Source organism: Streptomyces hawaiiensis, assembly GCF_004803895.1.
Taxonomy (GTDB): Bacteria; Actinomycetota; Actinomycetes; order Streptomycetales; family Streptomycetaceae; genus Streptomyces; species Streptomyces hawaiiensis.
In genome coordinates this window covers 3,011,167-3,030,400 of record NZ_CP021978.1, presented here as the reverse complement: position 1 = coordinate 3,030,400, position 19,234 = coordinate 3,011,167, and the positions used below count along the sequence as shown (strand labels likewise).

The 19,234-nt window shown below is 69.1% G+C and carries 15 protein-coding genes; 14 read left to right on the top strand and 1 reads right to left on the bottom strand.

Translation table 11 applies throughout. The features are described 5' to 3' along the window. Nucleotides 1–32: 32 nt before the first annotated feature. The 4 genes from tig to clpX all read left to right on the top strand — a co-directional run bounded on the left by tig (nt 33) and on the right by clpX (nt 4,664). Entirely contained in the window at nt 33–1,415 is a 1,383-nt protein-coding gene (gene tig, locus CEB94_RS13950; RefSeq protein ID WP_175432530.1) for a trigger factor, read from the top strand. Between the two features lie 355 nt (nt 1,416–1,770). Further along, a complete protein-coding gene (locus CEB94_RS13945) occupies nt 1,771–2,376 on the top strand; it encodes an ATP-dependent Clp protease proteolytic subunit (RefSeq protein ID WP_175436996.1) in 606 nt (201 codons plus the stop codon). Between the two features lie 112 nt (nt 2,377–2,488). Beyond that, the gene (locus CEB94_RS13940) at nt 2,489–3,196 is read left to right on the top strand and encodes an ATP-dependent Clp protease proteolytic subunit (protein WP_381044388.1); all 708 of its coding nucleotides are present in this window, start codon (nt 2,489–2,491) and stop codon (nt 3,194–3,196) included. Between the two features lie 181 nt (nt 3,197–3,377). Beyond that, nucleotides 3,378–4,664: an ATP-dependent Clp protease ATP-binding subunit ClpX gene (gene clpX, locus CEB94_RS13935; protein WP_062926847.1), complete on the top strand. Its 1,287-nt coding sequence runs from the start codon at nt 3,378–3,380 to the stop codon at nt 4,662–4,664. 60 nt (nt 4,665–4,724) lie between these two features. On the opposite strand, the gene CEB94_RS13930 is transcribed toward clpX, so the two are convergent. Beyond that, nucleotides 4,725–5,681, bottom strand: coding sequence for a hypothetical protein (locus tag CEB94_RS13930; RefSeq protein WP_175432529.1), 957 nt, complete (start codon nt 5,679–5,681; stop codon nt 4,725–4,727). Between the two features lie 138 nt (nt 5,682–5,819). On the opposite strand from CEB94_RS13930, the gene CEB94_RS13925 reads away from it, so the two are divergent. The 10 genes from CEB94_RS13925 (at nt 5,820) to CEB94_RS13880 (ending at nt 19,230) form a co-directional block, all read left to right on the top strand. Further along, complete coding sequence (locus CEB94_RS13925) at nt 5,820–8,450, top strand: valine--tRNA ligase (protein ID WP_175432528.1); 2,631 nt, start codon at nt 5,820–5,822, stop codon at nt 8,448–8,450. A 184-nt stretch (nt 8,451–8,634) separates the two neighbouring features. Further along, a complete protein-coding gene (gene folC, locus CEB94_RS13920; protein ID WP_175432527.1) occupies nt 8,635–10,158 on the top strand; it encodes a bifunctional tetrahydrofolate synthase/dihydrofolate synthase in 1,524 nt (507 codons plus the stop codon). Between the two features lie 5 nt (nt 10,159–10,163). After that, a complete protein-coding gene (locus tag CEB94_RS13915; RefSeq protein ID WP_175432526.1) occupies nt 10,164–10,520 on the top strand; it encodes a DUF4233 domain-containing protein in 357 nt (118 codons plus the stop codon). Between the two features lie 69 nt (nt 10,521–10,589). Further along, complete coding sequence (ndk, locus tag CEB94_RS13910; RefSeq protein WP_175432525.1) at nt 10,590–11,003, top strand: nucleoside-diphosphate kinase; 414 nt, start codon at nt 10,590–10,592, stop codon at nt 11,001–11,003. 275 nt (nt 11,004–11,278) lie between these two features. Further along, nucleotides 11,279–12,298 carry a rod shape-determining protein gene (locus CEB94_RS13905; RefSeq protein WP_004001297.1) on the top strand — a complete coding sequence of 340 codons (1,020 nt, stop codon included), beginning with the start codon at nt 11,279–11,281 and terminating at the stop codon, nt 12,296–12,298. A 144-nt stretch (nt 12,299–12,442) separates the two neighbouring features. Beyond that, entirely contained in the window at nt 12,443–13,390 is a 948-nt protein-coding gene (mreC, locus tag CEB94_RS13900; protein WP_175432524.1) for a rod shape-determining protein MreC, read from the top strand. Nucleotides 13,391–13,403: 13 nt separating this feature from the next. Continuing rightward, complete coding sequence (mreD, locus tag CEB94_RS13895; RefSeq protein ID WP_175432523.1) at nt 13,404–14,078, top strand: rod shape-determining protein MreD; 675 nt, start codon at nt 13,404–13,406, stop codon at nt 14,076–14,078. A gap of 148 nt (nt 14,079–14,226) precedes the next feature. Continuing rightward, a complete protein-coding gene (mrdA, locus tag CEB94_RS13890; RefSeq protein ID WP_175432522.1) occupies nt 14,227–16,470 on the top strand; it encodes a penicillin-binding protein 2 in 2,244 nt (747 codons plus the stop codon). Next, complete coding sequence (rodA, locus tag CEB94_RS13885; protein ID WP_175432521.1) at nt 16,467–17,669, top strand: rod shape-determining protein RodA; 1,203 nt, start codon at nt 16,467–16,469, stop codon at nt 17,667–17,669. Before mrdA ends, rodA begins: the two co-directional genes overlap by 4 nt. 55 nt (nt 17,670–17,724) lie before the next feature. After that, nucleotides 17,725–19,230 carry a CYTH and CHAD domain-containing protein gene (locus tag CEB94_RS13880; RefSeq protein WP_175432520.1) on the top strand — a complete coding sequence of 502 codons (1,506 nt, stop codon included), beginning with the start codon at nt 17,725–17,727 and terminating at the stop codon, nt 19,228–19,230. Nucleotides 19,231–19,234 lie beyond the last annotated feature (4 nt).

The following is a 19,234-nucleotide window of genomic DNA, read 5'->3' as shown; positions in this document are numbered from 1 at the left end:
ACCCAAGAAGTCAGCCACAAGGAGACCGAACCGTGAAGAGCGCCGTGGAGACCCTGAACCCGACTCGGGTTCGGCTCACTGTCGAGGTGCCCTTCGAGGAGCTCAAGGACAGCCTCGACGCGGCGTACAAGAAGATCAACCAGCAGGTCACGGTGAAGGGCTTCCGCAAGGGCAAGGTCCCGGCCCGGGTCATCGACCAGCGGTTCGGCCGCGGTGCGGTTCTGGAGGAGGCGGTCAACGACGCGCTTCCGAAGTTCTACACCGACGCGGTCAACGAGGCCGAGCTCAGCGTGCTGGGCCAGCCCGAGGTCGACATCACCGAGCTGAAGGACGGCGAGACGCTGAACTTCACCGCCGAGGTCGACATCCGCCCGACGATCGAGATCCCGGACTTCTCCGGCATCGAGGTCGAGGTCGACGCGGTCGAGGTCACCGACGAGGACGTCGACAAGGCCGTCGAGGAGCTGCGCGAGCGCTTCGCCTCCACGGCCCCGGTCGAGCGTGCCGCCGAGGACGGCGACGTCCTGACGATCGACCTGCGCGCCAAGGTCGACGGCGAGGTCCTCGAGGACGGAGTCGCCGACGGCGTTTCCTACACCATCGGCTCCGGCGAGCTGCTGGACGGCATCGACGACGCCGTGAAGGGCCTGGAGGCCGGTGGCGAGACCACCTTCACCTCCGAGCTCAAGGGCGGCTCCGCCGCCGGCAAGGAGGCCGAGGTCACCGTCAAGGTCACCCAGGTCGCCAAGCGTGAACTGCCCGAGCTGGACGACGAGTTCGCGCAGCTCGCCTCCGAGTTCGACACCATGGAGGAGCTGCGCGCGGACAGCCGCAAGCGCCTCGAGAACATGAAGCAGTACGACCAGGCCACGCAGGCCCAGGAGCGCGTCCTGGAGAAGCTGCTCGAGCTGGTCGAGGTCCCGGTCCCCGAGAAGCTGCTCGAGGACGAGATCAACACCCGCAAGCACAACCTCGAGCACCACCAGCTCGGCCAGATGGGCCTCGACCTCCCGAGGTACCTGGAGATCCAGGGCAAGAGCGAGGAGGAGTTCGACGCCGAGACCAAGGAAGCCGCGGTCAAGGGCATCAAGACCCAGTTCGTGCTCGACGAGCTCGTCAAGCAGGAGAAGCTGAACGTCAACCAGGAGGAGCTCACCGAGCACCTCATGCGGCGTGCGGCCTCCTCCGGCATGTCCCCCGACCAGTTCGCCCAGGCGGTCGTCGAGGGCGGCCAGGTTCCGCTCCTGGTCGGCGAGGTCGCCCGCGGCAAGGCCCTGGCCGTCGTGGTCGAGAAGGCCACGGTCAAGGACACCAACGGCGAGATCGTCGACCTCGACGACGAGGACGAGGAGACCACCGAGGCCTCCGCCGAGGAGACCCCGGCCGAGTCCGCCGAGGAGAAGACCGAGGGCTGAGTCCCGGCGTCGGTGAGGTTGTGAGGAAGGCCCTGGGGTGCGCCCCAGGGCCTTCTTGCCGCCCACAGGGGCCAGCGCACTCCAGGGGCGCGGGGAACCGTGCGACAAGCCCCCACCCGCCTGCGGCCCGGTGATTTCCGCACCACCCTCGACGAGACCGCACGGCCCCCGGCGGAGCCCCGCGCGCTACGCCCCCGGCGAACACTCCCATTCCCGGGATTCCCCGAAGGGACCCGCGCGTTAGGGTCCATGAATACGAGGGCAGTGGAGTCCCCGAACGGCTCCTAGCCCCTAGGGAAACGTGAGACGGCCCGGCGCCGTCGTAAGACGAGCAGGTGGATACGTGACGAATCTGATGCCCTCAGCCGCCGGCGAGCCTTCCATCGGTGGTGGCCTCGGTGACCAGGTCTACAACCGGCTGCTCAACGAGCGGATCATCTTCCTCGGCCAGCCGGTCGACGACGACATCGCGAACAAGATCACCGCACAGTTGCTGCTCCTTGCCTCCGACCCGGAGAAGGACATCTACCTGTACATCAACAGCCCCGGCGGTTCGATCACGGCGGGCATGGCGATCTACGACACCATGCAGTACATCAAGAACGACGTGGTGACCATCGCCATGGGCCTGGCAGCCTCGATGGGCCAGTTCCTGCTCAGCGCGGGCACCCCCGGCAAGCGCTTCGCGCTGCCGAACGCCGAGATTCTGATCCATCAGCCCTCCGCCGGCCTCGCCGGCTCGGCCTCGGACATCAAGATCCACGCCGAGCGGCTGCTGCACACCAAGAAGCGCATGGCCGAGCTGACCTCCCAGCACACCGGCCAGACGATCGAGCAGATCACCCGCGACTCGGACCGCGACCGCTGGTTCGACGCCTTCGAGGCCAAGGAGTACGGCCTCATCGACGACGTGATGACGACGGCCGCCGGTATGCCGGGCGGCGGCGGCACCGGGGCCTGAGCGGTCCCCACGGGGCCTGTGGCGCCCCGTGAGGCCCACGGAGCCCTTCCCGGGCCCCGAGCGACCCCAGACAGCCCCAGCCGACCGCCTCAGCCCCTTCTCAGGAGACACCGTGAACCAGTTCCCCGGCAGCGGGATCTACGACCGTATGCACGCCGTGCAGGACATGAGCGCCTCCCAGGGCCGCTACACCGGCCCGCAGGCCGAGTCCCGCTACATCATTCCCCGCTTCGTCGAGCGCACCTCCCAGGGCATCCGCGAGTACGACCCGTACGCGAAGCTCTTCGAGGAGCGCGTGATCTTCCTCGGCGTCCAGATCGACGACGCCTCCGCCAACGACGTCATGGCACAGCTGCTGTGCCTGGAGTCGATGGACCCCGACCGTGACATCTCGGTGTACATCAACAGCCCCGGCGGCTCCTTCACGGCGCTCACCGCGATCTACGACACGATGCAGTACGTGAAGCCGGACGTCCAGACGGTCTGCATGGGCCAGGCGGCCTCCGCCGCCGCCGTCCTGCTGGCCGCCGGTACGCCGGGCAAGCGCATGGCCCTGCCGAACGCGCGTGTGCTGATCCACCAGCCGTACAGCGAGACCGGCCGCGGTCAGGTCTCCGACCTGGAGATCGCCGCGAACGAGATCCTGCGGATGCGCTCGCAGCTGGAGGACATGCTGGCCAAGCACTCCACCACGCCGGTCGAGAAGATCCGCGAGGACATCGAGCGCGACAAGATCCTCACGGCCGAGGACGCGCTGAGCTACGGCCTGATCGACCAGGTCATCAGCACCCGGAAGATGGACAACTCGAGCCTGCGCTGAGGCGAGAGGCTGTATCGTCTGCCGCCCCTTGGCATGGTTTGGCTCGGTTCACGTCAAAGCGAACCGCGCCAAGGGGGGCCCGGACGGGGGGCCCGGCAAGGTACCGTCGGACATAAGGCAGCACCAGGAGTCCGCTGGACGTTGACGTCCAGGAGTCTCCCAGGCGAAGGGGAAGCACACCGTGGCACGCATCGGTGACGGCGGCGATCTGCTCAAGTGCTCGTTCTGCGGCAAGAGCCAGAAGCAGGTCAAGAAGCTCATCGCAGGGCCCGGTGTGTACATCTGCGACGAGTGCATCGACCTCTGCAACGAGATCATCGAGGAAGAACTCGCTGAGACCAGCGAGGTCCGCTGGGAGGAGCTCCCGAAGCCTCGTGAGATCTACGAGTTCCTCGAGGGCTATGTGGTCGGCCAGGAGGCCGCCAAGAAGGCCCTCTCCGTAGCGGTGTACAACCACTACAAGCGAGTCCAGGCCGGCGAGAACGGCGGGGCGAACGGCCGCGACGACGCCATCGAGTTGGCGAAGTCCAACATCCTGCTCCTCGGCCCCACGGGCTCCGGCAAGACCCTCCTCGCGCAGACCCTCGCGCGCATGCTGAACGTCCCCTTCGCGATCGCCGACGCCACGGCCCTCACGGAGGCGGGATACGTCGGCGAGGACGTCGAGAACATCCTGCTCAAGCTGATCCAGGCGGCCGATTACGACGTCAAGAAGGCCGAGACCGGGATCATCTACATCGACGAGATCGACAAGGTCGCGAGGAAGAGTGAAAACCCCTCGATCACGCGCGACGTCTCGGGCGAGGGCGTCCAGCAGGCGCTGCTGAAGATCCTGGAGGGCACCACCGCCTCGGTCCCGCCGCAGGGCGGCCGTAAGCACCCCCACCAGGAGTTCATCCAGATCGACACGACGAACGTGCTGTTCATCGTGGGCGGCGCCTTCTCCGGGCTGGAGAAGATCATCGAGTCCCGGGCCGGTGCCAAGGGCATCGGCTTCGGCGCGCAGATCCGCTCCAAGCGCGAGATGGAGTCCAAGGACCAGTTCCAGGAGGTCATGCCGGAGGATTTGGTCAAGTTCGGCATGATCCCCGAGTTCATCGGCCGCCTCCCGGTCATCACCTCGGTCCACAACCTCGACCGCGAGGCGCTGCTCCAGATCCTGGTCGAGCCGCGCAACGCGCTCGTCAAGCAGTACGAGCGCCTCTTCGAACTCGACGGCGTGGAGCTGGACTTCGAGCGCGAGGCCCTCGAGGCGATCGCCGACCAGGCCATCCTCCGCCAGACCGGCGCGCGCGGCCTGCGCGCCATCATGGAGGAGGTCCTCCAGGGCGTGATGTACGAGGTCCCGTCCCGCAAGGACGTGGCCCGGGTCGTCATCACGGCGGACGTCGTCCAGTCGAACGTCAACCCGACGCTGATCCCGCGGGATGCGCGGGGACGTGGGCCGGGGGAGCAGAAGACGGCCTAGTCACCCACTTCACACGAAGGCGCCCGGCACAGTTGCTGGGCGCCTTCGTCGTTGCCGGCGTCAGACCTTGACGCGGACTTCCTTGCGGGCCTTGGTGGTGAGGTCGATCGCCACGTCCTTCGTGACGCCCTGGGATGCCTCACCCGGCGACACGACGGCGATCGTGCTGTAGTCGGCCCACGCGCAGAACCAGTTGGTCTTCTCCGTCTTGGTCCGCTGGTCCTGCCCCTTGAGCGACTGGCACTTCATGACCGCGCCGTCGAGATCCGCCGCCTCGGGCTCGCCGATCAGCTCGGGCTTGTCGGATCCGGTGGAGGACTCCTTCTCGGCCGACTTCTTGAAGTTGGCGAGGAACAGATCCAGAGTCGCCTCCGGGTCGGAGATCTCACCATAGGCACCGGCCACCGAAAGGGTCTTGGCCGTTGCCATCTTCGCCTCGGACGACGGATCGTCGGGGTCGTAGTCGCTCAGGTCCACCGTGGAGTAGAGGGCCGCCGCGGACTTGGCGTTCTTGACGCCGCTCTTCTCCAGCTCCGACGTCAAGTCGTCGGAGGCGGTCTGCCCGTCCTTCGTGGTGCGCTTGTACTCGCTGAGCACGGTCGCCGGCGTAGCCAGCTTGTGCGGCCCGTCGTCCTCCAGGCCGCCGCCACCCCCGCCGATCACGAAGTACGCGCCCACACCGATGGCCGCCACGACCGCGACCGCGCCGATGACGAGGCCGGTCTTCTTCTTGCCCCCGCCCGGGGCCGGGGGCTGGGGGACGCCGTACTGGGGCTGCTGACCGTAGGGCGGCTGCTGGCCGTACGGGGGCTGCTGGCCGTAAGGGGCCTGCTGGGGCGGGACGCCCTGCGGGGGCTGCTGCGGGTAGCCGTAGCCGGGCTGGGGCGGAGGGGCCTGCTGCGGGTAGCCGTAACCAGGCTGGGGCGCCTGCGGCGGCTGGCCGTACGGACCGGGGTGGCCGTACGGACCGGGCTGCTGGGGCTGTCCGCCGTACGGGCCCGGCTGGTTGTAGCTCATGTTCTGGGTTCCCCTCCAGATGCTTATGTGTTCCGGACATCCTGGCGCAGACCCGTCGTGTGCATGGCATCGGGCCCCCCACCGTTACGAAGCAAACGCGTTTCGGGACGGGGCGGTGACACCTCTAAACTGACCCGCGTGACCGAGAACGCTCAGCAGCAGCCACCAGCGCCCAGCACCGACCTGCCGACCCAGTACGCGCCGGCCGACGTAGAGGGGCCGCTGTACGAGCGCTGGGTAGAGCGGGGTTATTTCGAGGCGGACGAGAAGAGCGAGAAGCCGCCGTACACCATCGTCATCCCGCCGCCGAACGTCACGGGCTCGCTCCACCTGGGGCACGCCTTCGAGCACACGCTCATCGACGCCCTGACCCGCCGCAAGCGCATGCAGGGGTACGAGACGCTGTGGCAGCCCGGCATGGACCACGCCGGTATCGCCACGCAGAACGTCGTCGAGCGGGAGCTCGCCAAGGAGGGCAAGTCCCGCCACGACCTGGGCCGTGAGACGTTCGTCGAGCGCGTCTGGCAGTGGAAGGGCGAGTCCGGCGGGCAGATCAGCGGCCAGATGCGGCGGTTGGGCGACGGTGTCGCCTGGTCGCGCGAGCGCTTCACGATGGACGAGGGCCTGTCCCAGGCCGTCCAGACCATCTTCAAGCGCCTCTACGACGACGAGCTGATCTACCGCGCCGAGCGCATCATCAACTGGTGCCCCCGGTGTCTGACGGCCATCTCGGACATCGAGGTCGAGTACCAGGACGACGACGGCGAGCTCGTCTCCATGAAGTACGGCGACGGGGACGACACCATCGTCGTGGCCACCACCCGCGCCGAGACGATGCTCGGTGACACGGCCGTCGCCGTCCACCCCGAGGACGAGCGCTACCGGCACCTGATCGGCAAGCAGGTCAAGCTGCCGCTGACCGACCGTTCCATCCCGGTCGTCGCGGACGAGCACGTCGACCCCGAGTTCGGCACGGGTGCCGTCAAGGTGACCCCGGCGCACGACCCGAACGACTTCGAGATCGGCCAGCGTCACGACCTCCCGGCCCTGACGATCATGGACGAGCACGCGGTCATCACCGCCCACGGCCCCTTCCAGGGCCTGGACCGGCTGGAAGCGCGGTCGGCGATCGTCGCGGCCCTGCGCGCCGAAGGGCGGATCGTCGCCGAGAAGCGGCCGTACGTCCACTCGGTCGGCCACTGCTCGCGCTGCAAGACGACGATCGAGCCGCGCCTGTCCATGCAGTGGTGGGTCAAGGTCGGACCGCTCGCGAAGGCCGCCGGTGACGCCGTCCGCGAGGGCAAGGTCAAGATTCATCCGCAGGAGATGGAGAAGCGGTACTTCGACTGGGTCGACAACCTCCACGACTGGTGCATCTCGCGGCAGTTGTGGTGGGGCCACCGCATCCCGGTCTGGTACGGCCCGAACGGCGAGGTCGTCTGCGTCGGCCCCGACGAGCAGCCGCCCGGGACCGAGGCGGAGGGCTGGCGTCAGGACACGGACGTCCTCGACACCTGGTTCTCCTCCGGCCTGTGGCCGTTCTCCACGCTCGGCTGGCCCGAGCAGACCGAGTCGCTCGCGAAGTTCTACCCGAACTCGGTCCTGGTCACCGGCTACGACATCCTCTTCTTCTGGGTCGCCCGGATGATGATGTTCGGCCTGTACGCGATGGACGGCACCCCGCCGTTCCACACCATCGCCCTGCACGGCATGGTCCGCGACCAGTTCGGCAAGAAGATGTCGAAGTCCTTCGGCAACGCGGTCAATCCGCTGGACTGGATGGACAAGTACGGCTCCGACGCCCTGCGCTTCACCCTCGCCCGCGGCGCCAACCCGGGCGTCGACGTCCCGATCGGCGAGGACTGGGTCCAGGGTTCCCGCAACTTCGCCAACAAGATCTGGAACGCGACGCGCTTCGCACTGATGAACGGCGCGACGGTGGACGGGCCGCTGCCGGACCCGTCGAAGATGTCCTCGACGGACCGTTGGATCCTCTCCCGCCTCAACACGGTCGTCGCCGAAGTCGACGCGTTCTACGAGGACTACCAGTTCGCGAAGCTCTCCGACGCCCTGTTCCACTTCGCGTGGGACGAGGTGTTCGACTGGTACGTCGAGCTGTCCAAGACGACGTTCCAGGCGGGCGGCGAGGCGGCCGAGGTCTCCAAGCGCGTCCTCGGCGAGGTCCTCGACGTCACGCTGAAGCTGCTGCACCCGGTGGTCCCCTTCGTCACCGAGACCCTGTGGACGACGCTGACCGGCGGCGAGTCGGTCGTCATCGCCGACTGGCCGAACGACAGCGGCTTCCGGGACGCCGACGCCGAGCGCGAGATCGAGAGCCTGCAGTCGGTCGTCACCGAGGTCCGCCGCTTCCGCGCCGACCAGGGCCTCCAGCCCGGCCAGCGGGTCCCGGCCCGGCTGACCCTGGACGGCACGCGGTTCGCGCCCCACGAGGCGGCCATCCGCCAGCTGCTCCGCCTCCAGCCGGAGGGCGACGCCTTCACGGCCACGGCGACCCTCCCGGTCGCCGGCGCCGAGGTCGCCCTCGACCTCTCCGGCACGATCGACGTGGCGGCGGAGCGCAAGCGCCTCGCCAAGGACCTCGCGGCGGCGGAGAAGGAGAAGGCGCAGGCCAACGCCAAGCTCGGCAACGAGGCGTTCCTGGCGAAGGCCCCCGACCACGTCGTGGACAAGATCCGCACCCGCCTCACCAAGGCGGAGGAGGACATCGCCCGGATCCAGTCCCAGCTGGAGCGCCTGCCGCAGGCGTAACGATACGTACGGTGTGTGAGGCCCCCGGAGCCGTCAGGCCCGGGGGCCTCAGACGTGACTCGGGGGCGTGTACCTGCTTTTCAGGGGCGCGGGGGACTGTGCGAGCGACCCCCCACGGACGCGCAGCCGCCCAGGGACATAAGCCACCGCAAGCAATGTCAGTCGGTCTCCGTAGACTGGCCCCGTGAGCGAGCTCCCTCCAGACCACAACGCCGACGACCAGCCCGACCCCCTCAACACCTTCGACGAGATCATCGCGGAGGAGACCACCCGCGACCCCGACCTCGCGGTCATCGAGGCCGGCAGCCGAACGCTGCGCACCCAGGGCGGCCCGCCCGACGCCGACATCCCCACGCGCCCCGCCGACCCCGAGGTCGACAAGGCCCTGCGCGAGGTGGAGACAGAGCTCGCCACCCGGTGGGGCGAGACCAAGCTGGAGCCGTCCGTCAGCCGTATCGCCGCGCTGATGGACGTGCTGGGGGAGCCGCAGCGGTCGTACCCGTCGATCCACATCACGGGGACGAACGGCAAGACCTCCACGGCCCGCATGATCGAGGCCCTGCTCGGCGCCTTCGAGCTGCGCACCGGCCGCTACACCTCTCCCCACGTGCAGTCGATCACCGAGCGCATCAGCCTCGACGGCGCGCCCATCCCGCCCGAGCGGTTCATCGAGACGTACCAGGACATCAAGCCCTACGTGGAGATGGTCGACGCCGCGCAGGAGTACCGGCTGTCCTTCTTCGAGGTGCTCACCGGCATGGCGTACGCGGCGTTCGCCGACGCCCCCGTGGACGTCGGCGTCGTCGAGGTCGGCATGGGCGGCTCCTGGGACGCCACGAACGTGATCGACGGGGACGTCGCCGTCGTCACGCCGATAGACCTCGACCACACCGACCGGCTCGGCAGCACGCACGCCGAGATCGCCACGGAGAAGGCCGGCATCATCAAGCAGGGTGCGACGGTCATCATGGCGCAGCAGCCGGTCGACGCGGCGCAGGTGCTGCTGAAGAAGGCCGTCGAGGTGGACGCGACCGTGGCCCGCGAAGGGCTGGAGTTCGGTGTCGTCGAGCGGCAGGTGGCCGTCGGCGGGCAGTTGATGACGCTGCGCGGGCTGGGCGGCGAGTACCGCGAGGTGTACCTGCCGCTGCACGGCGCGCACCAGGCGCACAACGCGGCCGTCGCGCTCGCCGCCGTCGAGGCGTTCTTCGGCGTCGGCGCGCAGCGGGCCGACGCGCTGGACCTGGACACGGTCCGCAAGGCCTTCGCCGCCGTGGCTTCGCCGGGCCGGCTGGAGGTCGTGCGCCGGTCGCCGACGGTCGTGCTGGACGCCGCCCACAACCCGGCGGGTGCCCGGGCGGCGGCCGAGGCGGTCGGGGAGGCGTTCCAGTTCAGCCGCCTCATCGGCGTGGTCGGCGCGAGCGGCGACAAGAACGTACGGGGGCTGCTGGAGGCCTTCGAGCCGGTGTTCGCCGAGGTCGTGGTCACGCAGAACTCCAGCCACCGCGCGATGGACGCCGACGAGCTCGCCGGTATCGCCGTGGAGGTGTTCGGCGAGGAGCGCGTCCAGGTCGAGCCGCGGCTGCCCGACGCGCTGGAAGCCGCCATCACGCTGGCCGAGGAGGAAGGCGAGTTCGCGGGTGGCGGTGTGCTCGTCACCGGTTCCGTCATCACCGTCGGCGAGGCCCGACTGCTCCTGGGGAGGGGCTGAGTCCCGTGCGCATGCTCTGTTCTTCGACGCTGATCGGCGAGTTCTTCGTCATCGGATTCGCCGGTCTGGTCGCCATGAAGGACCCCGACCTGTCCATGGCGACCGTGTGGACGGTCAGCGGCATCGCGATGTTCCTGTGCCTGGTGCTGTGCGGCCTGGTGACGCGTCCGGGCGGGGTCGCCCTCGGCTGGGCGCTGCAGATCGCGCTCATCGCGTCGGGTTTCATCGTCCCGACCATGTACTTCCTGGGTGCGATCTTCGCGGCCCTGTGGTGGGCGTCGGTGCACTACGGCCGGAAGGTGGACGAGGCCAAGGCGAGATTCGCGGCCCAGGCGAGCTCCTCCACACCTGACGCTGCGTAACAAGCGCCCCGACACGCCGGGTAATCTCGTCCCACCGCAAAACCTTTACGTACGCACAAGGAGCCCGTCGTGAGCCAGCGCACCCTCGTCCTCCTCAAGCCCGACGCCGTCCGTCGTGGTCTGACCGGCGAGATCATCAGCCGCATCGAGCGCAAGGCGGGCTGGACGATCACCGCGCTGGAGTTGCGCACGCTGGACCAGGACACGCTGGAGCAGCACTACGGCGAGCACAAGGGCAAGCCCTTCTACGAGCCGCTGGTGGAGTTCATGGCTTCCGGGCCGGTCGTTGCGATGATCGTCGAGGGTGAGCGGGTCATCGAGGGCGTGCGCGCACTCGCCGGCCCGACCGACCCGATCGCCGCGGCGCCCGGCTCCATCCGCGGCGACTTCGGTGTGATCGTCCGGGAGAACCTGATCCACGCCTCCGACTCCGAGGAGTCCGCCGAGCGCGAGGTGAAGATTTTCTTCCCCGGCCGGGCGTAGCGTCCGCACCCCACCAGCACATACGGCAGGCCCGGGGGCCCAGGCCCCCGGACTTTGCGGCATATGCGTGGCGATCGAGGGAACGATGGTCCCCGAACGCCCGTCTCCAGAAGCGAATGCGGACGGCATCTGCTGACAATGGCGGAGACCCTCCCGCAGTGTTCGCGAAGGCGCGTCTACGATGGAAGCCTTCACGTCACAGCACCCACCTTTGCCTACCTGATAAGCCCTCAAAAGCTAGTGGGAAGGCCAGACGAATCCTGATGGGGAACTCAATGTCGTTCATCGGCCGTGACATGGCTGTCGACCTCGGGACCGCCAACACGCTGGTGTACGTCAGGGGTCGCGGGATCGTACTCAATGAGCCGTCCGTCGTGGCGATCAACACCAACACCGGTGGCATCCTCGCGGTCGGTGCCGAAGCGAAGAAGATGATCGGGCGCACGCCCGGCAACATCGTTGCCGTTCGTCCGCTGAAGGACGGCGTGATCGCCGACTTCGAGATCACCGAGCGGATGCTCCGCTACTTCATCCTGAAGATCCACAAGCGGCGGTATCTGGCTCGTCCGCGGGTCGTCGTCTGTGTGCCCTCGGGCATCACGGGCGTCGAGCGCCGCGCCGTCATCGAGGCGTCGTCCCAGGCCGGCGCCCGTCAGGTGCACATCATCGAGGAGCCCATGGCCGCGGCCATCGGCTCCGGCCTGCCGGTCCACGAGGCCACGGGCAACATGGTGGTCGACATCGGCGGCGGCACCACGGAGGTCGCGGTCATCTCCCTCGGCGGCATCGTCACCGCCCAGTCCATCCGTGTCGCGGGCGACGAACTGGACAACGCGATCATCCAGCACATCAAGAAGGAGTACTCCCTCCTCCTGGGTGAGCGCACGGCCGAGCAGATCAAGATCACGATCGGTTCGGCGTACGACCTCGACTCCGACGAGCACACCGAAATCCGCGGCCGGGACCTGGTCTCCGGGCTGCCGAAGACCGTGGTCATCTCCGCCGCCGAAGTCCGCAAGGCGATCGAGGAGCCGGTCAACGCGATCGTCGACGCCGTCAAGACGACCCTCGACAAGTGTCCGCCGGAGCTGTCCGGCGACATCATGGACCGAGGAATCGTTCTGACCGGCGGCGGAGCGCTGCTGCGGGGCCTCGACGAGCGGCTGCGCCGGGAGACCGGCATGCCGATCCACATCGCCGAGGACCCCCTCGACAGTGTGGCGCTCGGGTCCGGAAAGTGCGTCGAGGAGTTCGAGGCGCTCCAGCAGGTGCTGGACGCCCAACCGCGCAGATGACATAACTCTTCGATTCCGCCGTACGGGACGATCTCCTCTCGTACGGCGGATCGTTGATACAGCTGCATAAGCTCCCACATAGCAGCCCCTCGGGTTTCCCTGGGGCTTCCCGAATTCCTATGAGGAAGGGCACGGCCGCCGCACGTGAGGGACACACGAGAGAGCCGGCTGCTCCTGGTGCTGCTGATCGCCGTCGCGTTCGCGCTGATCACGGTGGACATCCGCGGCGGGGAGGACTCGCCCGTCGACGGTGCCCGGCAGGCCGCGGCAACCGTCTTCGGCCCGATCGAGAGCGGGGTTTCGGCCGCGGTCGACCCGGTCGGCAACGCGGTCTCCGCCATCCGCGACTCCGGGGAGCGGCACGACCGGCTCGCCGTGCTGGAAGAGGAGAACGCGGCCCTGAAGGCGCGGCTCGGCAGCGACGACCGCAGCCGCAGCCGCCTCAAGCAGCTCGACAAGATGCTGAAGATCGCCGGCCAGGGCCAGTACGGCATCAAGGGTGCCGAGGTCATCGCCATCGGAGCCGCGCAGGGCTTCTCCTGGACCATCACCATCGACGTCGGCGCCAAGGACGGCATCACACGCGACATGACCGTCCTGAACGGGGACGGGCTCGTCGGCCGCGTCACCACCGTCGGCCCCAACACCGCCACGGTCCTGCTGGCCAGCGACCCCGACTTCACGGTCGGCACCCGCATGGAGTCCGGCGACGAGCTCGGCTTCGCCTCCGGACAGGGCGACCGCCCGCTGCGCGTGGAACTCCTCAACGGCAAGGCGGAGGTGAAGAAGGGCGACCGCCTGGTCACCTTCGGCTCCCAGGCCGACCGGCCGTTCGTACCCGGCGTGCCCGTCGGCGTGGTCTCCCGCGTGGACCCCTCCGGCGGCGGCCTGACCCGCACGCTCTACGTCACGCCGTACACCGCCTTCACCAAGCTCGACATCGTCGGTGTCGTCGTCGAGGCGCCGAAGAAGGACCCGCGTGACACGGTGCTCCCGCCCAAGCCCAAGCCCACCCCGAGGCCGACGGTGACGGTGACCGTGACGCCGTCCGCCGAGGCCCCCGTGGACGGCCAGAACCAGCAAGAGCAGTAGGAGCTGTCACCCCATGCGCGTCAACCGGATCCTGCTCTCCTCCGCCCTGGTCGTCGTCGCCCTGGTGATCCAGGTGAGCGTCCTCGCCCGCCTCCACCTGCCGGGCGCCGTGCCCGACCTGCTGCTGCTCACCGTGCTCGGCCTCGCGCTGGTGTACGGGCACGTGGGCGGCGCCCTCGTCGGTTTCGGCGCGGGTCTGCTCGCCGACCTGGCCCCGCCCGCCGACCACGCCGCGGGGCGCTACGCCCTCGTGCTGTGCGTCATCGGCTACCTCGCGGGCCTGGTGAAACCAGAGACGGGCCAGCTGAAGTCCGCGACCGGCCCCATGGCCGTCGTGGTCGCCGCCGCGGTCGGCTCCACCCTGATGTACGCCGGGGTCGGCGCCCTCGTCGGGGACACCGCCGCCCGCCATGTGGGCCTCGGCAGTCTGCTGTTCACGGCCGCCCTGTACGACCTGCTGCTCGCCCCGTTCGTCGTGCCGGGGATCATGGCCCTGGCCCGGCGTGCCGAGAACGACCCGCTCGCCGAGTCGACCTCGGCCGCGGCCAGGGCCACGGACATCTCCTCCGGCTGGCTCTCCGGCGGCACCGGACTGAAGATCGGCAGCCAGCGCAACGGGCTGCGGGTGAAGGCGGCCCGGGCGCGGATGGCACGTGCCGGACGCATCAAGGGGGTCAAGCGGCTGTGAACGCGGGGAAGTTCACCCGAACGGGTCGGTCCCGTAGGAACGCCGGCTCGTGGGCCGGTCGTTCATCACTCGTATCCGCACATGCGTACCCGGACGCACCTGCGGACCCGCACATCCGTACGCGCACCGAGAGGGGGAGGCAGCCGCAGTGACCAACATCCCCGAGACCGGCAGGAACTCACGGGTCCAGATCCGGCTCGTCGTCATCCAGGTCCTCGTCCTGTCCCTCCTGCTCACCCTCGGCGGACGCCTCTGGTACCTCCAGATCCGCGAGGGCGCCGCATACGCCAAGGAAGCGTCGGGGAACCACGTCCAGCAGGTCGTCCAGCCCGCCGTCCGCGGCTCGATCCTGGACGCCCGCGGCGTGGCCCTCGCGGACAACGAGACACGGCTGGTGGTCTCCGCCTCCCGCACCGACCTGCTGAAGATGAAGGACGACGGCAAGGAAGTCCTCGCCAAGCTCGCCAAAGTCCTGGGCATGACGACCAAGGAAGTCCAGGAGAAGGTCCGGCTGTGCGACGCCAAGACGCCGCAGCCCTGCTGGAACGGCTCGCCGTACCAGCCCATCCCCATCACCGACGAGGCCACCGCCAAGCAGGCCCTCCAGATCCGCGAGCGCGCCGAGGACTTCCCCGGCATCACCGCCGAGCCGGAGGCCGTGCGCCGCTACCCGAGCCCCGGCAAGGCCAACACCGCCCAGGTCCTCGGCTACCTCTCACCGGTCACCGACGAGGAGATCAAGAAGGCGCAGAACACCAACTCGCCGTATCTGCGCTCCGACCAGGTCGGCCGCTCCGGCCTGGAGCGCCAGTACGACAAGGCGCTGCGCGGCAAGGCCGGCGTCACCCGCTACGAGGTCGACAACCTCGGCCGGGTCATCGGGCAGGCCGAGGCCGACCCGGCCCACCCCGGCGACAACCTCGTCACCAGCATCGACTCCCGCGTCCAGCGGATCGCCGAGTACCAGCTGCACGAGGCGATGAAGGAAGCCCGCAAGCAGCACGACCGGAACACCGGCACCAACTACAAGGCCGACTCCGGCGCCGTCGTGGTGATGGAGGCCAGGACCGGCCGCGTCGTCGCCATGGCCTCGAACCCCACGTACGACCCGAACGCCTGGGTGGGCGGCATCTCCGCCAAGGACTACGCGCGGCTCACCGGCAAGAGCTCCAACTACCCGCTGCTCAACCGCGCCATCCAGGGCCAGTCGGCACCCGGCTCCATCTTCAAGGTCGTCCCGACGGCCGCCGCGGTCAACGCGGGCTACTCCTTCAACGGCCCGTACCAGTGCTCCAGCTCGTACTCGATCGGCGGTCAGGTCTTCAAGAACTTCGAGTCCAAGGGATACGGCCCCATCAGCCTCGGCCGCGCCCTGGAGGTCTCCTGCGACACGGTCTTCTACCGGCTCTCCCACGAGGAGTGGAAGCGCGACGGCGGCACCAAGCCGAAGAAGAACCCGGGCGACTGGTTCTACAAGACCGCCCACCAGTTCGGCCTCGGCAAGGAAACCGGCATCGACCTGCCCAACGAGGTCACCGGCCGCGTCCCCGACCGCCAGTGGAAACTGGACTACTGGAAGGCCAACAAGGACGCCTGGTGCCGCACCGGCAAGCGCAACGGCAGCTACGCCGAGAAGATCGCCTACGAGAACTGCCTCGAAGGCAACCGCATGCGCGCCGGTGACTCCGTCAACTACTCCATCGGCCAGGGCGACACGCTCGTCACGCCCATCCAGATGGCCACCATCTACGGGGCCATCTCCAACGGCGGCACCCTCTACAACCCCTCCGTCGGCAAGGCCGTCATCAGCGCCGACGGCAAGACCGTCACGCCGATCAAGCCCGAGTCGCACGGCAAGCTGCCGATGACGCAGAAGACGCGCGACGAAATAGACGAAGCCCTCGCGGGAGTCGCCACCCGCGGTACGGCCGCCTGGAGGTTCGGCGGCTGGCCGCAGGACAAGATCCCGATGCACGCCAAGACGGGCACGGCGGAGGTCTACGGCAAGCAGACGACCTCCTGGTTCGCCACGTACACCAAGGACTACTCGATCGTCATGACGATCTCCCAGGGCGGTACGGGCTCCGGCGCCTCGGGCCCCGCCGTCCGCAACATCTACAACGCGCTGTACGGCGTCTCCGAGGACGGCGACATCAACCCCAAGAAGGCCCTGCTGCCGACCCCGCAGAAGGCCCTGCCGAAGGTCAAGACGGACGGCACCATCGCCTCCCCGAAGGTCTCCAAAGACCCCGCCAAGGACCAGAAGGCCGACAAGAAGGACCCGAACGCCCCGGCCGACCCGCTCCAGCCGGCGACGGCGCCCCCGCCGACACCCGAGAACCGTGACACCCGAAGGCGACGCCGCCGGGGAAGCCGGAGGTTGCCAGCATGACCGGCGGTGTGAACAGCTTCCAGGTCTCCGGCTACGGGCCCGAGCGCTCCGGCTGGACGCGGCTGCTGGCCCGTGACTCGGTGGCGCGGCGGCTCGACTGGCCCATCCTGCTGTCGGCGCTGGCCCTGTCGCTGCTCGGCACGCTCCTCGTCTACTCGGCGACCCGCAACCGCACGGAGCTCAACCAGGGCGACCCGTACTACTTCCTCGTCCGGCACCTGCTGAACACCGGCATCGGCCTCGCCCTGATGGCCGCCACCATCTGGCTCGGCCACCGCACCCTGCGCACGGCCGTGCCCGTCCTCTACGGCTTCTCGCTGCTGCTGATCCTGCTGGTGCTGACCCCCCTCGGCTCCACCATCAACGGCGCCCACTCCTGGATCAAGCTGCCCGGCGGCTTCTCGCTCCAGCCCTCGGAGTTCGTCAAGGTCACGATCATCCTGGGCATGGCGATGCTGCTGGCGGCCCGGGTCGACGCCGGCGACAAGCAGTACCCCGACCACCGCACGGTCGTGCAGGCGCTGGGGCTTGCCGCCGTGCCCATGCTGATCGTGATGCTGATGCCCGACCTCGGGTCGGTCATGGTGATGGTCATCATCGTGCTCGGCGTGCTGCTGGCCTCCGGGGCGTCCAACCGATGGGTGTTCGGCCTGCTCGGCGCGGGCACCCTCGGCGCGGTCACCGTCTGGCAGCTCGGGGTGCTCGACGACTACCAGATCGCCCGCTTCGCCGCCTTCGCCAACCCCGCACTCGACCCGGCCGGCGTCGGCTACAACACCAACCAGGCCCGTATCGCCATCGGTTCGGGCGGCCTGACCGGCTCCGGCCTCTTCCACGGCTCGCAGACCACCGGCCAGTTCGTGCCCGAACAGCAGACGGACTTCGTCTTCACCGTGGCGGGGGAGGAACTGGGCTTCCTCGGCGGCGGCCTGATCATCGTGCTGCTCGGCATCCTCCTGTGGCGGGCCTGCCGCATCGCCCGGGAGACCCCGGACCTGTACGGCACGATCGTGGCCGCGGGCATCGTCGCCTGGTTCGCCTTCCAGACCTTCGAGAACGTCGGCATGACACTCGGCATCATGCCGGTCACCGGCCTGCCGCTGCCCTTCGTGTCATACGGTGGATCATCGATGTTCGCCGTGTGGATAGCGGTGGGGTTGCTGCAGTCGATCCGGGTGCAGCGGCCGATGTCGGCATGACACCGCGCGGGGTGGCCCTCTGCCGCCCCGCGCCCCGGCCGACTAGATTCGGTTCATGGCGGACAGCAAGCGCGAGATCGAGCGGAAGTACGAGTCGGCGGACAGCGGACTCCCCGACCTGACCGGAGTCGCCGGGGTCGCGGCCGTGGTCGACAAGGGCGTGGCCCACCTCGACGCCACCTACCACGACACCGGCGACGAACGCCTCGCCGCGTCGTCCGTCACCCTGCGCCGCCGCACAGGCGGTTCCGACGCGGGCTGGCACCTGAAGTTCCCGATCGCTCCGCACGTCCGCGACGAGATCCACGCCCCCCTCTCCGACACCCTCCCCGACGACCTGGCCGCGCTGGTCCGCTCCCGGGTCCGCGACAGCGAGCTGCTACCGATGGTCCGGTTGCGCTCCGACCGCGACGTACGCCACCTGCTCGACGCCGACGGCCGGCTGCTCGCCGAGGTGAGCGTGGACACGGTGCACGCCGAACGGCTCACGGGCCGCGGCGGTCAGGCGCAGTGGACCGAGGTGGAGGTGGAGCTGGCCGACGGGGGAGACCCGGCCCTGCTCGACAAGGTGGAGAAGCGGCTGCGCAAAGCGGGCGTACGGCCCTCGGCGTCGTCGTCGAAGCTGGCCCGCGCCCTCGAGGAGACGGCCCCGAAGAAGCGGCGCGCCTCCGCACCCGCCCGGGAACCGGTGACCGCCGGCGACCATGTGCTCGCCTACGTGCGCACCCAGCGGGACGCGATCGTCGAGCTCGACCCCGCCGTCCGCCGGGACGTCGAGGACTCCGTGCACAGCATGCGCGTGGCCACCCGCCGGCTGCGCAGCACCTTCAAGTCGTTCGGCAAGATCCTCGACCGGACCGTCACCGACCCCATCGGCGAGGAGCTGAAGTGGCTCGCCGGCGAGCTGGGCCTGGACCGGGACCGCGAGGTGCTGACCGACCGGCTGACCGCGGCCGTCGACGAGGCACCCGACGGCCTGGTCCGCGGCCCGCTCGCGGAGCGCCTGCGCTCGTGGTCCAGCGCCGAGCACAGCGGGGCCCGCGGCCGCCTCCTCGGCGTCCTGGACTCCCGCCGCTACCTGACCCTGCTCGACACCGTGGACGCGCTGATCGCCGACCCGCCGCTGCTGAAGGCCGCCGGCAAGGAGCCCCACCAGCCGATCGCCAAGGCCGTGCGGAAGGACTTCCGCAAGGTCTCCGCCCTGATCGGGCAGGCGGCCGACCTGGAGCCCGGCACCGACCGGGACGTCGCGCTGCACGAGGCCCGCAAGAAGGCCAAGCGCACCCGCTACGCGGCGGAGGCGGCCGAACCCGTCCTCGGCAAGCCGGCCAGGACCATGGTCAAGTCCATGAAGGCCCTGCAGAACCTGCTCGGCGAACACCAGGACAGTGTGATGGCCCGGCAGGCCCTGCGGGAGCTGTCGGCGGTCGCCCACGCGGCGGGGGAGAGCGCCTTCACCTACGGCGTCCTCCATGAGCGCGAGGAGCAGCGCGCGGTGCGCGTGGAGGCCGAACTGCCCGGATTCTGGGACGGGATCAAGGACGGTGCGGCGGGCCTGTGACCTT

What these genes read in the sequence shown, in the direction of transcription:
- CEB94_RS13945 (WP_175436996.1), top strand. Translation starts at nt 1,771, where the DNA reads ATGCCCTCAGCCGCCGGCGAGCCTTCCATCGGTGGTGGCCTCGGTGAC.
- CEB94_RS13930 (WP_175432529.1), bottom strand. Translation starts at nt 5,681, where the DNA reads ATGAGCTACAACCAGCCGGGCCCGTACGGCGGACAGCCCCAGCAGCCC.
- CEB94_RS13905 (WP_004001297.1), top strand. Translation starts at nt 11,279, where the DNA reads ATGTCGTTCATCGGCCGTGACATGGCTGTCGACCTCGGGACCGCCAAC.
- mreD (WP_175432523.1), top strand. Translation starts at nt 13,404, where the DNA reads ATGCGCGTCAACCGGATCCTGCTCTCCTCCGCCCTGGTCGTCGTCGCC.
- rodA (WP_175432521.1), top strand. Translation starts at nt 16,467, where the DNA reads ATGACCGGCGGTGTGAACAGCTTCCAGGTCTCCGGCTACGGGCCCGAG.
- CEB94_RS13880 (WP_175432520.1), top strand. Translation starts at nt 17,725, where the DNA reads ATGGCGGACAGCAAGCGCGAGATCGAGCGGAAGTACGAGTCGGCGGAC.